Below are 15,286 nucleotides of genomic sequence, written 5' to 3'. Positions count from 1 at the left end.
GGACGAAAGGGATAGAATCTATGAGCAAAGCTGCAGATAACATTCTTCAACAGGAAGTGGACAAACGCCGGACGTTTGCCATTATCTCTCACCCGGATGCGGGTAAAACGACATTGACCGAGAAACTATTGCTGTTCGGGGGCGCGATTCGTCTTGCCGGTACAGTAAAAGCTCGGAAAGCAAGCAAACATGCAACAAGTGACTGGATGGAAATTGAGAAGCAACGGGGGATCTCGGTTACATCTTCCGTCATGCAGTTTGATTATCTGGATCATCGTGTCAATATTCTGGATACACCAGGTCACCAGGACTTCAGTGAAGATACGTATCGTACACTGACAGCTGCGGATAGCGCGGTGATGTTGATTGACGTGGCGAAAGGCGTCGAGGCACAGACGATCAAATTGTTCCAGGTTTGTGCGAAGCGTGGTATTCCCATCTTTACGTTCATCAACAAGCTGGATCGTGAAGGACAAAGCCCGTTTGATCTGATGGAAGAACTCGAAAATGTACTGGGTATCCGCTCGGTACCGATGAACTGGCCGATTGGTACAGGTCGCGAGCTGTGCGGTGTATATGACCGAATGAAAAATCAGGTGGAATTGTTCCAAGGGGACGATCATTCGACCATTAGAGTACAAAAAGTAGATGGCTACAAAGATCCGATTATCCGCGAGATGGCAGGGGAGTATCTGCATGATCAACTGTGTCAGGACCTGGAACTGCTTGATGTAGCGGGAGACCAGTTCGACATGGAGAAAGTACAGCGTGGGGAACTGACACCTATATTCTTCGGTAGTGCCATCAATAATTTCGGCGTGCAGACGTTTTTGGAGAATTTCCTGCAACTCGCACCGAAGCCTGAACCTCGTCGTAGTACAGCAGGAGAGATTCAGCCGACGAATGAGAAATTCAGCGGTTATGTCTTCAAAATCCAGGCGAACATGAACCCTGCACACCGCGATCGTATTGCGTTCCTGCGTATTGTGTCAGGCAAGTTCCAACGTGGGATGAGTGTGAAGCATAACCGTGTGGGCAAAGAGATCAAGTTGTCCCAACCACAGCAGTTCCTGGCACAAGACCGGGATATTGTGGAAGAGGCGTATGCAGGCGATATTATCGGTTTGTTCGACCCAGGTATCTTCCGGATTGGAGATTCACTGAGCCAAGGCAGCGAAGTTATATTTGAGGAATTGCCAACATTCTCACCAGAGATTTTCGCCAAAGTTACCGTGAAAAATGCGTTGAAACATAAACAGTACCAAAAAGGGATTGACCAGTTGACTGAGGAAGGAACCATTCAGGTGTTCCAGACCGTAAGTTTCGACGAGACCATTCTCGGCGTAATTGGTCAACTCCAGTTCGAAGTATTCGAATACCGGATGAAGGGCGAGTATGGGGTAGACGTGCAATTGCAGCGCATGCCTTATCAATTCGCGCGCTGGATCGTGGACGAGAACTTGGACCCAAGTAAATTCCGGATCAACTCCACCCTGGTGAAAGATAAAAAGGGTAATTATGTTGTCCTGTTCGAAAATGAATACGCGATGAGAACCGCAATGGACAAAAACCCGACGGCGAAATTCCTGGAGACAGCTCCATAAGCCGTTTCTTCCTAAACTAGTAAAGACAGCAGAAACAAATGACCTAATCCCTGATCAGAGGGGTTTAGGTCATTTTTGTCGTTCCCAGCGTTTATATCTCATTAAGGTTTCACCCGCATAGGGAAAAGGGAGAATAACATTCAGTCATCATTCAGTCTGCTCTCAGGTTAAATTCAGTTTGGCAACCGATTAAATTGAAGTGTACGGTACGGCTACTCATATATGTACACAGAGAGAGGAGATCTATTTTGTCACTATCCATTAACAGGCATTCGATCACAACGTCCTATGATCATTCAGTAAAGGCAAACGAAAACAAGTTAAATAGCCTGGACTACGACACTGCGCAAAGAAAGGCTGCTGATTCACTTGAATTAAGCAAAGAATTTGCAGAATATGCTGGAGGGGTACAGTCCTCACTCCCAACAGAAAACTACAGCAGAACGTACAATCGAAGCGAGGACGCGTTTATACTGACGACAGATCAACAGAAATCTCTGTTATCTGATCTGCAAAGTTATCTGTCTTCTTCGGATGCTTCAGAAGCAACAGATGAGATTACTGGCAGCACGGTGAACCCGTTGGCTTCAATATCTGATTTGTTATCCGGTCAGAACCTTTCAGCAGCAACGGACGAGGATATCTCCGATCTGTTTGACCAGGTAGCTGAAATCATTCAAAGCCAACGCCCTGAACCTCCGCCAGCAAATGATTCATCGCGTTCTGATCGCAATGGAACACCTCCAATGATGCAAGCTATGGGTGGGATTATGCCGCCATTTGCATGGAATATTCAAGAAAATTCTAACGAGCAGAACCAAGATAACACAATGAACAACGAGCTTACTGTCGATGAAAAGAAATCCTTGCTGAGTGAGTTGCAAAGTCTCATTACCAGCTCGGGATCAGGGGCTGCCTCTTCGGGTGAGGATGATGAGAATGATCTTCTGGCTTCACTTAAGAATGCATGGGGGAATACGGATACATCCACTGCTGGAGATGAAGAAATATCAGCTTTGTTTGATAAAATCGCTAAATTTTTTAATTGAGCGGTTTCCTTTTCTAAAACATTGGTATACACAAACAAGGTACAACCTCCTGAGTTATGCTCAGTGGCTGTACCTTGTTTGGTTGAGGAGCCTAATTAGTCCTAATGGGATATAACTGGCTTGCTCTTGGAGCAAGGCATCATCCAGACCAATGAGCCAAAATCTTTCTTTGCAGACAGAACAACGTGATGATGGTACCTTTCCCTCCAAGGCTTCAATTATCTGATGGGTTGAACGGGAATGGTGTGCAGATGCTCCTGCGCGATTTGAATTAATTCTTCCTGCTTGGCAGGTTCCGTGTTCTTCCAGATCATTTCGAAAATGGCACCAAGTCCGGGTAATGCTGCTTCCGGTCCATCTACAGAACCTTCGATCATCTCCCGGAGCTGATCATCACTTTTATCATGAACCTTATGAACAATCGCTTCACGCAGGCTTAATGTAATTGGCATCGCAAGTCCCTCCTCGTATATTCGGCTGCTCTAATACTGTTCCCTGGGAAGCGTGAGCGCATTCAAGTTTATTGGGCTTTGTGGTATACTACGAAGGATATTTAAGTAAACATTCACATTCACCCTTTAATTGAAAAATAGACTACCAATAGATGCGTAATGCTGAAGTGCAGCGGGAGGTTAGACCCTAATGGCAAAAAAACAATATGCCGTCATTGGCATGGGGCGGTTCGGATCAAGTGTAGCCAATGCCCTGAGCGGCATGGGATTCGACGTATTGGCAATTGATGCGGACGAGCAGCGGACCCAGGAAATGTCCAATGTGGTGACTCATGCCGTATCGGCAGATTCAACGGATGAAGAAGCGCTGCGGGCGCTGGGTATAAGGAATTTTGATGTCGTCGTTGTGGCGATTGGTGAAGATATTCAGTCGAGTATTCTCACGACCCTTATTCTGAAGGATATGGGTGTACCTGTTCTGATTGTAAAAGCACAAAATGAGCTTCATGGTAAAGTATTGCAGAAGATCGGAGCGGACAAGGTAATTTATCCTGAGAGGGATATGGGACTGCGTGTAGCCCATCATCTGACATCTCCAAACATTCTCGATTACATCGAGTTATCTGAGGATTACAGCATTTTGGAGATGAGAGCGTCCGAGCAAATGATTGGTAAAAATCTGCTGGAGCTAAATATTCGTGCTCGTTTCGGGTGTAACGTGATGGCGATCCGCAGTGGGAATTCGATGAATATCTCTCCGTATGCGGAAGATCGGATTGCGGACGGGGATGTGCTGATCATTGTTGGTCACAAAGACCATTTGACGAAAATGGAGCTTGCGTATCCAAAGTGATAAGTATAATGATGGGATGATGAAGCAATCTTTAGGCGGGAAATTCAATTCGTAATGTAACATGTTGATAAAAAATCCCGCAGACGGGAAGGATGGAAAGATGGATATTGTATCACCGCAAAATACACGTGTGAAGGAATGGGCACAGCTGCTGGAGAAAAAGCACCGTACCCGTCAACATAAATATATTATTGAAGGCATTCATCTCGTACAGGAAGCGCTGCGTGCAGGGGCAGATCTGGAATGCATCGTTTACGATGGGGAGCAGGGTGTACCCAAGGAACTGGCTGGACTGGAGGCTCCACTTCAGCGTGTGGAATGGATCAGTGTATCTCCTGCAGTTATCGCCAAGTGTACGGATACGATGACCCCCCAACCTGTTTTTGCCGTTGTACATAAAGGTCGTGAGCCGCTGCAAAGCTTGTTGTCTTCCTCCAAGGGGCTGGTCGTTGTATTGGACAATGTTCAGGACCCTGGTAATGTGGGAACGATCATTCGCAGTGCGGATGCAGCGGGAGCGGCAGGAGTTGTGCTCGGTGCGGGTTGTGCGGATGTCTATAATCCGAAAACGATCCGTTCGACGATGGGGTCATTGTTTCATCTGCCGATTGTAGAAGGGCAGTTGGAATCGTTACTGCCTGAAGCAAAGGCTGCGGGTGTAAAGTTGGTTAGTACGTCTTTGCAGGCAGAGTATTCGTGCTACAGTTATGATTTTACACAAACGGTGTGGCTTGTGATCGGTAATGAGGGCAAGGGCATATCGGAGTCTACTGCACAACTGGTGGACGATGCGATTACGATTCCAATGCAGGGACAGGCTGAGTCACTTAATGCCGCGATGGCGGCAACTATCTTGTTGTTCGAGGCGATGAGGCAGCGGATGGTTTAGCCCATGAATAATATACTTCATGTTCATATGAAGTAAGAAATATAAGCTTATTCCTACTCGACCGATGAGTGAGGAATAGGCTTTTTTTGTATAGTCGGAGAAGTTGAAATAAATAAATCGAACGATATGGAGCTGGTATGCCAATATATAGTGTAAGGAGGAAGGGGATGGATAATGAGTGAGGCAGAAAAGTACATAAAACTTGTGGAATTAACCCGGGCTGGAGATTACGAAGCATACGGGGAGTTATATGAGCAAACGGTGAAGGATGTGTATCGCACTGTGCGTTTTCTGATTCGTGACTCATCTGACGCGGAAGATCTGGTACAGGAAATTTATATTCAGGCCTACCGGTCCTTAGAGGGATACGATTCGGAGAGAGCGTTTCGTCCCTGGTTAATGGGTGTGACGATGCGGCAGGTTCGAAGTTACCGGCGCAGACGATTGACTCAATTTCGTTTTAGCAAGCGGATGGAGAAGTCTGATACGGGGCTGGAATATGATTTTTCCGGTGACTTAATCAACAAACTGGCAAATCGCCCTCTGCTTGAACAGGTGCACCGATTGCCATACAAGCTGCAGCAGGCCATCACTCTTCACTATTTGAACGAGTACACACAAGAAGAGATTTCATGCATATTAGAAATTCCACTAGGAACGGTGAAATCGCGTATTCATGCGGCATTAACCAAGCTGAGGCAGAATCAGAAGTTGGACCTAGGTACTCGGGGAAAGGTGGAGGATTTACATGAATCTCGATGAACAGCTGCGAACAGCCTACCAGAAAGAGACTAAAGACTGGACAATTCCTGAGAGAACAAAACATAAAATCATGAATGCTATACGAAGTGAATCACATCTCAAAAGACAGCGGAAAAAATGGCTGGTTACTGTGCTGCTGGCTGCTGTGCTCATCATTCCTACGGGAGCCTATGCGGGGTATACTTATTTGGCTAACGAAATGTATGGTTCACAGGAAAATATATCAGCGGTGGGTGGAACATCGGAGGATTATATGAGACTGGAAGAGAAGCTCCAGACAGCCAAAGCACATTTAAGTGAAGAGGAATTCATTCAATTTATGGATCTGATGAAGCAAATGGGGCAAATGGCTTTGAAGTATGCGGATCAACAGGGAGAGATGCATCCTGAGCAATGGGGTGTCACAGAACAGACGGAATTTAATCGTCTTACTGCAGAACTGGAACCATTTTTTAAAAAGCTGGAAGCAGCAAGTGTAGACTCTCCAAAAGAACCTGTGGACCAGGAGCAATTTTGGAAGGAACAGCTAGCAATGGCAGAGACGAAGTTTTCCAAGGAGCAGTTTACCGAGTTCAAATCGTTATATGAACAGATGAAGCAATATGAAGCCATGGTGATGGATCAGGATGGGAACATGCATGAAGAACGATTGTCTGCGGAGCAGAAAGAAGAACTGAAGCAGGTACGTGAGCAGATTTTTCCCTTCTTGGAGAAGTTGGGACTGGATGTACGCAAACCGGGTGAGTAGCTTAGGTAGTGTTAGGGGCAGAGGAGCGAAAGGGATTTTATTCCTTTTTCTCCTTTTTTATTTTGTAGAAATGATTTTGTAGATAATCTTCTTATCTGCGTTGCATATTCAGCCGATATTGATGCGGCGTAGTGCCTGTTGCATTGCGGAAGACTTTGCAAAAATAAGATGGGCTGGATATGCCTACACGGTGGCCAATTTCCGGAACAGTATGTGTGGTACTTGTGAGTAACACACAAGCATGACGAATACGTGTAGCTTGGGCGTAAGCAACGATGGTGGTACCGGTAGCTTTTTTAAATATATGGGACAAATGATAAGGCGAGAGATGCAGTGTATCTGCGATATCCTCCAGACGAAACGGTTCATTGTAGTGCTCTTCAATCCACTGCATGACAGCCTCAGCATGAGGATGCAGAGCGGGAGGACTCGTTGGGAGCGTAGTAGAGCTGGGATACTGCCTGTCTTTCCAAAGGTAGCGAAGTTGTGCGAGCAGTCCAAGTAAAAAGACTCGTGTATCCTCCTCCGCTTCATGTGGAAGCAATGTAGGCAGAATATCGGCAAATTGCTCAATCATCTGAACCATTTGGGATGAAGGGGAAAGACGAATCGGTTGAAGCGGAGGTGTTTGCCCGAGAAGGTCCATTGTAAAACGATTTGATACGGCAAATTGCCGAGAGTGCGGGTTCAGCAGGTGCTGCTCATACATTAGTACGCTGCGGATAAAGGGATGTTCTTTCGTGACTTGAATCTGGATCTGATGCAGCTGAAAAGGGCGGAATATCATCAGCGTACCCGGTTCAAGGGAGAATGCCTGACCCTCGGTTATTAGCTGTCCATATCCATCATGGATATACGTGATTTCCATCTGTGAATGAGCGTGAAAAACCTCTCGGAACGCAGTGGTGGAGGTGCGACGGCATGCCAGATTAAATTGATCCTCAGTGATGATGGCCATTAGGAATGCCTCCCCTTCAAGAGCGCAATATAGTTTCATTTTATCACAAGATGAACGCATAAAAGCGCTTTATTATTGTGTATTGTGAAGGGAATAAGGGAGGTATGCATTCATGTTAAAAGTAGCCATTATTGGAGCAGGCGCGATCAGTGCAGCGCATATTACAGCGTATTTGGCATTTCCTAAACGATGTCAGATCGTAGCTGTGGTGGATATGTACACGGAAAAAGCACAGAAACAAATTAACGAATATGGGTTGAAAGGAGCACGAGCTTTTACCGATTATCATGAATTGCTGGATCAAAACATTGACTTGGTTTCGGTATGTACCCCTCCGTATACCCATGCACCGATCACATGTGATTTCCTGCATGCAAGTACACATGTGCTTGTCGAAAAACCAATGGCCTCTTCTTTACAAGAGGCGGATATGATGCTGGAAGCGGCGCAAAAGAGTGGTAAGCTGCTATCGGTTGTGGCGCAGAATCGTTTTACGACACCGATGATGAAACTAAAAGATGTGTTGGATAGCAAACTTATGGGTCCCATTGTCCACGTACAGGTCGATTCGTTCTGGTGGCGGGGCCATAATTATTATGATCTGTGGTGGCGTGGTACATGGGAAAAGGAAGGTGGAGGCTGTACTCTTAATCATGCGGTACATCATATTGATGCGATGCTTTGGATGATGGGTCCTCCGGTGGAATTGCAGGCCATGATGGCGAATACGGCGCATGATAATGCCGAAGTAGAGGATATTTCCATGGCGATGCTTCGATTCCAAGAAGGAGCACTTGGTATGATCACCAGTTCCGTGGTACACCACGGAGAGGAGCAGCAGTTGATTTTTCAGGGTAAAGAGGCCAGGGTATCTGCGCCTTGGAAGGTCGTTGCTTCTACGGCACGAACGAATGGATTCCCAGAACCCAATCCAGATCTGGAACAACAGATTCAGAAACTCGCTGACGAATTACCAGATGTTACTCATGTGGGGCATACCGGGCAAGTAGAGAATGTGCTAAACGCCATTGAGACAGAATCACCGCTTCTGGTGGATGGGAAGTTTGGTCGGAATACACTGGAACTCATTGTTGGTATCTATAAATCGGCTAGTACGGGAGAGAAGGTTACTTTTCCACTAGAGGCAGAGGATGCTTTCTATACAAGGGAAGGGATTATGGAAAATGCGGTGCATTTTTATGAAAAAAAGACAGCCGTGGAGAACTTCGAGGATGTGGATATTACGTTAGGGAGAAAGTTGGAGTCGTAGTTAAATAAACATGGAAAAGAGGCCAGTCCCACAGATATTGTGAGATCTGGCTTCATTTTATTGGAGTCCTACTCACAAAACAAAATCAATACACCCGATGTTTCCATCCATTCAACTTCGCGATGGCCTCCAGATAATAATAATCTCCATAGATCAGGGAGACATCGATGAAGGAATTGCCGCTGCCTGTGGCGTGCAGCAGAATCGATTCATGCTCTGGCTGATCCCAAACTGCATAGTTCTCTGTTAAGGAACGCAGAATTTGTTCGGCTGCATCGGCATAGAGTCGTTTTTCACCTTCAGGAACGGCGGCGGCCAGTTCCAGCAGACCGGATGCGGCGATTGCTGCTGCAGAGCTATCTCGGGATTGACCATCCAGGGTAGGAAGTCTGAAATCCCAGTAAGGTACATGATCCTCTGGAAGCGCAGCAATAAAGTAATGGGCGATTCGTTTCGCTGTGTTCAGGAAACGCTCATCCTGGGTATAACGATACGTATTGGCAAACCCATATAATCCCCATGAGGTACCACGACTCCATGAGGATTCAGGAGCATATCCCTGTCCGCCAAAACATTCAATATAACGACCATCCTCCGGGTCAAAGGAAAGGATATGTTTGGTCGATCCGTCTTCACGAACACCATACTGCATGGTCGTCTCTGTATGGCTAATGGCAATATGTTTGTAGCGGGGATCTCCCGTCACTTCTGAAGCCCAGAACAACAAAGAGATATTCAGCATGCAATCAATGATGGCCCAGCCATATTTGTCTTCATTCCACGCACGAATGAATTTGCCTGCCGGGTTATAGCGTCCTGCAAGGAAATTGGCTGCCTCCAGACCACGTCTGAGAGCGTCTTCATCACCTGTAATTTTATGTTTGATCACAGCAGTAGAGAGAAACTGGAAGCCAACATCGTGATGAAGCTCTCCTGTTGGTCTTATAAACCATTGCTCCAAAGTTTCATCCCACGACCATGCCGCATCCCGGTAGCTTTCCTCTCCTGTCATATCGTACATAATCCACAGCATACCCGGCCAGAAACCTGAAACCCACCAATCGGTATTGATGTTATCATACTTCCCATTATCACCGGCAAAATGAGGACATTTATCCCCAATGTTTTTTTTCATCCCTGGCAATTTGTTTTCGAGCTTCTGCATGACTTCCTGCCAATATGTCGTAGTTACGGCGGATTCTGCCTTGGCCATTAGATAACCTCCTTAGGGTTAATTAGAAATAAGATAACGCTTTCCTATAAGGAAATTATATCTTTTTAAAAACCTTAAAAGTTGTGTTAGGATATGAAGAAATGTTGCTCTGTTGTCATTTGTGGAGAAGGGGGAAAGAGAGTGTTTGAACCTGTGAACTTTGAGGGAAATACTTTGGTATGGGATTATCAAATTAAATCGGTAAACGAATTCAAAGGATATTATCATTGGCATCAATGCGGGGAAATTCTCTATGTCCATGAAGGGCAAGGCATTGTGGTATTGAATAATCATACCTATCCCATTCGTAAAGGCATGCTCTTCTTTTTTCAGCCATATCAGCTGCATCACGTCTATGCCGAGGTTCATCCAGATACACCATATCAAAGGAACATTTTCTATGTAGAGCCCATTGTAATGGACCGATATTTGGGAGCGTTCCCACATCGCCGTGCTTTTTTTTCGAGGTTATGGAAAGTAAGAAATCAACAGCAGGTTTTTGATCTAAGTTCATCTATGGATCAGGTGGATTGGATATACAAAAGTTATCACCAGTCACGCAGTCGGGTTGGGGGAGAATGGGAGGAATCGGTGCTGTTTTTGCTACAACTATTGAATATTTTGGATCAACAAAATGACGGGGAACAAACGAGTCAACCACACTTGGTCGAATCACGTCAATTAAGGCATGCGGAGAAGATGATGCATTGGATTGAAGAGCACTACATAGATGAAATCAGACTGGATCATATGGCGAATGATATTCATTTATCCAAGTCTTATGCTTCCCGTATCTTTCAGCAAGAAACAGGAAGCAGTATTACGGACTACGTCACCGCCCGAAGACTCAAGCAGGCATATCTTCTGCTGGAAACGACAACTCTTTCCGTTGAAGAGATTGGCAGACGAGCTGGATTTCCCAATGGATCTTATTTCATTCAATTATTTCGCAAGTCGGCGGGAACCACTCCGCTACAGTATCGGCAGCATTTTGAACGCAGCAGCAGACATTAAATCACATGAGTGTAACTGCTGATGTTATTAAAAGTAGCGTCAGCACATTATCGTAATGAAATTTAAAGCGTTATTTTAAAATTCTCAATATGTCGTAAGTAAAAGTGAAATAAGTTCCTTCTCTAAAATAGAATGAGACACCTATACTTTCCTTAAAAGTACATGCTACAGCCACTTATCGGCCCATCGTTCTACGGAGCTTAATGCGCGCCCCAGCTCTGTGCCTTTGCGGGACAACATATATTCTGTCCGAACAGGGCGTTCCGTAACCACATGACGCACGACAAGTCCCTCTTCCTCCAGTTCCTTCATCCGTTCATTAAGTACCCGTTTGCTCAGGTCCGGGATATAAGCGTGAATTTCACTGAATCGTTTGGGTTCTTCCATCAAAGTATGAATAATGAGGGCTACCCATTTCCGGCCAATGATCTGATAAGACTGTTCCACCTTTTCGCATATTTGCTTGGCATTCTCATCATCGCTCATAATAGTACTCCTTTGATTTAGTTATGCTTATTATAGCATTAGTATACTTATTGTAACCTGAGTGTCCACAAGCCCTATGTGTAAAATGTCACATACCAATTGTTCTTAATGTTACCACATAAAGCGTTAACATTAAATAAAAACCCTATAAACACTGGTGTTCACAGGTTGGACACGATTGTTGACGAATTGTGACGACAGGTGTAAGATGGGTAACGTCAATTCAATTGGTTACAATTTATAACCTTGATTAAGGTTGTGGAGAGAAGGAATGTTCCATGTTTAATTCAGGTCAGATACACAAGCGGAGGTAAGGCGGGGAACTCCCCCACTAATTCCGTCTTTTGTCATGCTTGGATTTGAACATTTTGTATCATCATATACTATACTGCACAGATCACAGGAGGCACTCCAATGGACGCAATGACATTTGTCCTCTTCGGGGCAACAGGCGATTTAGCCAAACGTAAGATTTACCCTGCATTATATAATTTGTACATTGATTCGAAAATGCCGAAATCCTTCTCCGTTATTGGTCTTGGACGGCGTGAATTGTCGGATGCTGACTTCCAGGCGAATGTCGAAAAGTCATTGCATACCTTCTCCCGTCAAACACCGGAAGAAGAAGCTCAGGTTCGCGACTTTATTGGTGCTTTCCGTTATTGTTCTTTAAATAATACGAAGCTTGAAGATTACACCAAATTGCTGGAACTGGTTCAGAAACGTGAACAAGAGCTCAATATTCCCGAGAATCGCATGTTCTACATGTCGGTTGCACCGGAATTCTTTGAGCCAATCGCACTGAACATTCAAGAAAGCGGCTTGGGTAACGCCAAAGGCTGGAAGAAACTCATCATCGAAAAACCATTCGGACACGATTTGCAATCTGCTCGTGATCTGAACGAAAAATTGAGCAATACTTTTGCGGAAGAAGAAATTTACCGTATTGACCATTTCCTTGGTAAACCGATGGTTCAAAATATTGAAACCCTCACTTACGCGAATCCGGTCATTCAGGCTTTGTGGTCCAATCGTTACATTGCAAATGTACAGATTACAGCAAGTGAAACGGTTGGTGTCGAAGAGCGTGCCGCGTATTATGACCAAAGCGGTGCCCTTCGTGATATGTTCCAAAACCATATGCTTCAGTTGCTGATGATGATTGGTTTGCATTTGCCAAAACGCTGCACACCAGAAGAAATTCAATTCAAAAAGCAGAAGATCGCTGAAGCTCTTCGTCCATTGACGAAAGAGAATATCGCTTCCGAAGTCGTTCGTGCCCAATATGGAGCAGGCGAACTGCAAGGTACTTCTGTTGTTGGATATCTGGACGAGCCTGACATTCCAGCTGGTTCTCAGAATGAAACATATGTTGCGGCGAGACTGTGGATCGATGATCCATTCTGGAGTGAAGTTCCATTTTATATTCGTACAGGCAAACGCCTGGCTGAGAAATCAACCAGAATTGTTGTTGAATTCAAGGCTCCACTGAAAACAGGTCATGAATCCGAAAATACAACAGAGCCTAACTTGCTGACGATTGAAATTGGTCCGAAAGAAAGCATCTCGCTTCAATTAAATGCGAAAAACCCACTCAACCAAGGCGAAGTGGAACCTATGCATATGAGCTTCAACTCAGGTGAACGCAACATTCCGGAAGCTTATGAAAACCTGATCTTTGACGCGATGCGTGGAGATTCTACATTCTTTGCTCACTGGAACGAAGTTGAACTGGCTTGGCAATGGGTACAGCCGATCTTGGAAGCATTCCAGGAGGGCAGTGTGCCACTCGATACGTACAGCGCAGGTTCGCAAGGACCGGAGTCAGCAGATCGTCTGATTGCAGAGAACGGCTACCGTTGGTGGTAAAAGTATTGTAAGAGCAGCATCAGAGAAGAGAACACTACTATCTATTTGCTCGATAATATACAAATTTTTATGAATTACACCGTTCCAATTTTGCATAAGTCCTTCCGGTAATACCCGGAAGGCCGTGAAAATTTTTGATATAGATTAGTTGGCTCAATCTAAATCAGTTCGTAACAATTACGCGCGAGTAGTGTAGGGGACGAAATCGATTCTGAAGAAGCGAAGCTAAAAGCTTTCTGAAAGAAAGCTACTTCGGAAGCATATGCCTCGCCTTTGTCTCCATATTTTAACCATAAACATTATTAATCAAGGAAATTTGGAGACAACAGCGATCGAAAGAACGATTCGTAACAGGAACGGCTACTGCGCCAAGGTTAAGCACTTATTTTGGAATTGGCCAGATAAAAATTAGAAATGTTCATAACAGGAGGAACTTAGCAATGAAACTTGGACTTATTGGATTAGGTAAAATGGGATTGAACCTGGGTAGAAACCTGATTGACCACAAACATGAAGTGGTTGCTTTTGACCTTAACGCTGAAGCTGTTAATGAAATGAAAGAATACGGCGCAGCAGGCGTATCTTCTTATGCAGAAATGGTCGCTTCTCTTGAATCCCCACGTGTATTGTGGATCATGGTTCCTCACAACGTGGTTGACGCTGTACTGGCTGAAGTGAGCCCACTGTTGTCCAAAGGCGACATCATCATCGAAGCGGGTAACTCGCACTACAAAGAGTCCATCCGTCGTTACGAAGAAATGAAACCTAAAGGTATTCACTACATGGATGCTGGTACATCCGGCGGTATGGAAGGCGCACGTAATGGCGCATGTTACATGATCGGTGGCGATCCTGAAGCTTGGGCAGTAGTTGAGCCTGCGTTCAAGGATACTTCCGTTGAAAATGGTTACCTGTATGCAGGTAAAGCAGGTAGCGGTCACTTCCTGAAAATGGTTCACAACGGTATCGAGTACGGTATGATGGCTTCCATCGGTGAAGGCTTCGACGTATTGGAGAAAAGCGGCTTCGATTTCGACTTCGAACAAGTTGCTCGCGTATGGAACAACGGTTCCGTTATTCGTTCTTGGTTGATGGAATTGACAGAGCGTGCATTCTCCAAAGATGCTAACCTGGACGAAATCAAAGGGGTTATGCATTCTTCCGGTGAAGGACGTTGGACAGTTGAAACAGCATTTGATCTGCAAACTGCTACGCCAGTTATCGCGTTGTCCCTGTTGATGCGTTACCGCTCCCTGGAAACAGACACGTTCACAGGTAAAGTTGTTGCAGCATTGCGTAATGAATTTGGCGGTCACGCTGTAGAAAAAAATTAATTCATATATAACTGTTAACATATACGGATAATCGGGTAATGATGAGTATAGCTGTTTACAAAATTCATCAAGTGGAGGGAACATATCATGAAATTTTTCTTAGATACAGGTAATGTTGAAGAAATCAAACGGATCGAACGTCTGGGTCTGGTGGATGGAGTCACGACCAACCCGTCTTTGATTGCCAAAGAAGGTCGCGTATTTAAAGAAGTGATTCAGGAGATCTGTGGCGTTGTTAAAGGCCCGGTCAGTGCTGAAGTTATCGGACTTAAAGCCGAGGATATGTTGAAGGAAGCTTATGAAATTGCAGAATGGGCACCGAATGTAGTGATTAAACTACCGATGACCGAAGATGGACTCTATGCTTGTCATGAACTGACCCAAAAAGGAATTAAAACCAATGTAACGCTGATCTTCTCTGCAGCACAGGGTCTGATGGCGGCAAAAGCTGGCGCAACATACATCAGTCCATTTGTTGGCCGTCTGGATGATATTGCGGTGGATGGCATGAAGCTGATTCGCGATCTGCGTCTCATTCTGGATACGTATGATTTGCCTTCCGAAATTATTGCAGCAAGCATCCGTAATATCAAACATGTCGAGGATGCAGCTCTTTCTGGTGCGCATATCGCGACCATTCCGGGTTCGCTCCTGCCAACATTGTGGAAACACCCGCTGACGGACAGCGGCATTGAGCGCTTCCTGAAAGATTGGGAGTCCGTTCCGAAATAATAAAATGTGGACAGGGATCTGATTCCTCAGAGCCATATTCCATTAAAAAGCCT

General features: G+C 45.2%; 15 protein-coding genes. 11 read left to right on the top strand and 4 right to left on the bottom strand.

The window, feature by feature from the left end; translation table 11 throughout:
- The first annotated feature begins 20 nt into the window (after positions 1-20).
- Both BLV50_RS25355 and BLV50_RS25350 read left to right on the top strand, forming a co-directional pair.
- Positions 21-1,604: a peptide chain release factor 3 gene (locus BLV50_RS25355; protein ID WP_063566161.1), complete on the top strand. Its 1,584-nt coding sequence runs from the start codon at positions 21-23 to the stop codon at positions 1,602-1,604.
- A 248-nt stretch (positions 1,605-1,852) separates the two neighbouring features.
- Positions 1,853-2,653, top strand: coding sequence for a hypothetical protein (locus BLV50_RS25350; RefSeq protein WP_090810574.1), 801 nt, complete (start codon positions 1,853-1,855; stop codon positions 2,651-2,653).
- A gap of 218 nt (positions 2,654-2,871) precedes the next feature.
- Here the strand turns inward: BLV50_RS25350 and sspI are convergent, their stop codons facing one another.
- Positions 2,872-3,105: a small acid-soluble spore protein SspI gene (sspI, locus tag BLV50_RS25345; protein WP_062324046.1), complete on the bottom strand. Its 234-nt coding sequence runs from the start codon at positions 3,103-3,105 to the stop codon at positions 2,872-2,874.
- Between the two features lie 190 nt (positions 3,106-3,295).
- On the opposite strand from sspI, the gene BLV50_RS25340 reads away from it, so the two are divergent.
- The 4 genes from BLV50_RS25340 to BLV50_RS25325 all read left to right on the top strand — a co-directional run bounded on the left by BLV50_RS25340 (position 3,296) and on the right by BLV50_RS25325 (position 6,357).
- Entirely contained in the window at positions 3,296-3,958 is a 663-nt protein-coding gene (locus tag BLV50_RS25340; protein ID WP_064635682.1) for a potassium channel family protein, read from the top strand.
- Positions 3,959-4,058: 100 nt separating this feature from the next.
- Positions 4,059-4,847 carry a TrmH family RNA methyltransferase gene (locus tag BLV50_RS25335; RefSeq protein ID WP_090810572.1) on the top strand — a complete coding sequence of 263 codons (789 nt, stop codon included), beginning with the start codon at positions 4,059-4,061 and terminating at the stop codon, positions 4,845-4,847.
- Positions 4,848-5,021: 174 nt separating this feature from the next.
- Positions 5,022-5,609, top strand: coding sequence for a sigma-70 family RNA polymerase sigma factor (locus tag BLV50_RS25330; protein ID WP_090810570.1), 588 nt, complete (start codon positions 5,022-5,024; stop codon positions 5,607-5,609).
- Positions 5,596-6,357 (top strand): DUF3600 domain-containing protein, encoded by a 762-nt coding sequence (locus BLV50_RS25325; RefSeq protein WP_090810568.1) that lies wholly within the window; start codon positions 5,596-5,598, stop codon positions 6,355-6,357. The genes BLV50_RS25330 and BLV50_RS25325 overlap by 14 nt, the downstream gene beginning before the upstream one ends.
- Before the next feature lie 91 nt (positions 6,358-6,448).
- Here BLV50_RS25325 and BLV50_RS25320 read toward each other — a convergent pair whose 3' ends face one another.
- Positions 6,449-7,315: an AraC family transcriptional regulator gene (locus BLV50_RS25320; protein WP_177031256.1), complete on the bottom strand. Its 867-nt coding sequence runs from the start codon at positions 7,313-7,315 to the stop codon at positions 6,449-6,451.
- 112 nt (positions 7,316-7,427) lie between these two features.
- Here BLV50_RS25320 and BLV50_RS25315 point away from each other — a divergent pair, with 112 nt between their 5' ends.
- Positions 7,428-8,585, top strand: a complete 1,158-nt coding sequence (locus BLV50_RS25315; RefSeq protein ID WP_090810564.1) for a Gfo/Idh/MocA family protein — start codon at positions 7,428-7,430, stop codon at positions 8,583-8,585.
- Positions 8,586-8,670: 85 nt separating this feature from the next.
- Here the strand turns inward: BLV50_RS25315 and BLV50_RS25310 are convergent, their stop codons facing one another.
- Positions 8,671-9,798, bottom strand: coding sequence for a glycoside hydrolase family 88 protein (locus tag BLV50_RS25310; RefSeq protein WP_177031255.1), 1,128 nt, complete (start codon positions 9,796-9,798; stop codon positions 8,671-8,673).
- Between the two features lie 141 nt (positions 9,799-9,939).
- On the opposite strand from BLV50_RS25310, the gene BLV50_RS25305 reads away from it, so the two are divergent.
- Positions 9,940-10,812: a helix-turn-helix domain-containing protein gene (locus BLV50_RS25305; protein ID WP_177031254.1), complete on the top strand. Its 873-nt coding sequence runs from the start codon at positions 9,940-9,942 to the stop codon at positions 10,810-10,812.
- Between the two features lie 165 nt (positions 10,813-10,977).
- Here BLV50_RS25305 and BLV50_RS25300 read toward each other — a convergent pair whose 3' ends face one another.
- Positions 10,978-11,298, bottom strand: coding sequence for a winged helix-turn-helix transcriptional regulator (locus tag BLV50_RS25300; RefSeq protein WP_063566151.1), 321 nt, complete (start codon positions 11,296-11,298; stop codon positions 10,978-10,980).
- Positions 11,299-11,712: 414 nt separating this feature from the next.
- Between BLV50_RS25300 and zwf the strand changes: the two genes are divergently transcribed.
- The 3 genes from zwf to fsa all read left to right on the top strand — a co-directional run bounded on the left by zwf (position 11,713) and on the right by fsa (position 15,233).
- Positions 11,713-13,167: a glucose-6-phosphate dehydrogenase gene (gene zwf, locus BLV50_RS25295; protein ID WP_090810560.1), complete on the top strand. Its 1,455-nt coding sequence runs from the start codon at positions 11,713-11,715 to the stop codon at positions 13,165-13,167.
- A gap of 440 nt (positions 13,168-13,607) precedes the next feature.
- Positions 13,608-14,501 carry a phosphogluconate dehydrogenase (NAD(+)-dependent, decarboxylating) gene (gnd, locus tag BLV50_RS25290; RefSeq protein ID WP_063566149.1) on the top strand — a complete coding sequence of 298 codons (894 nt, stop codon included), beginning with the start codon at positions 13,608-13,610 and terminating at the stop codon, positions 14,499-14,501.
- A gap of 87 nt (positions 14,502-14,588) precedes the next feature.
- A complete protein-coding gene (gene fsa, locus BLV50_RS25285) occupies positions 14,589-15,233 on the top strand; it encodes a fructose-6-phosphate aldolase (RefSeq protein WP_024632668.1) in 645 nt (214 codons plus the stop codon).
- Positions 15,234-15,286: the final 53 nt, after the last annotated feature.

The organism is Paenibacillus sp. 276b, from assembly GCF_900107875.1.
Taxonomy (GTDB): domain Bacteria; phylum Bacillota; class Bacilli; order Paenibacillales; family Paenibacillaceae; genus Paenibacillus; species Paenibacillus marchantiae.
This window is presented reverse-complemented; position numbering and strand designations above follow the sequence as displayed.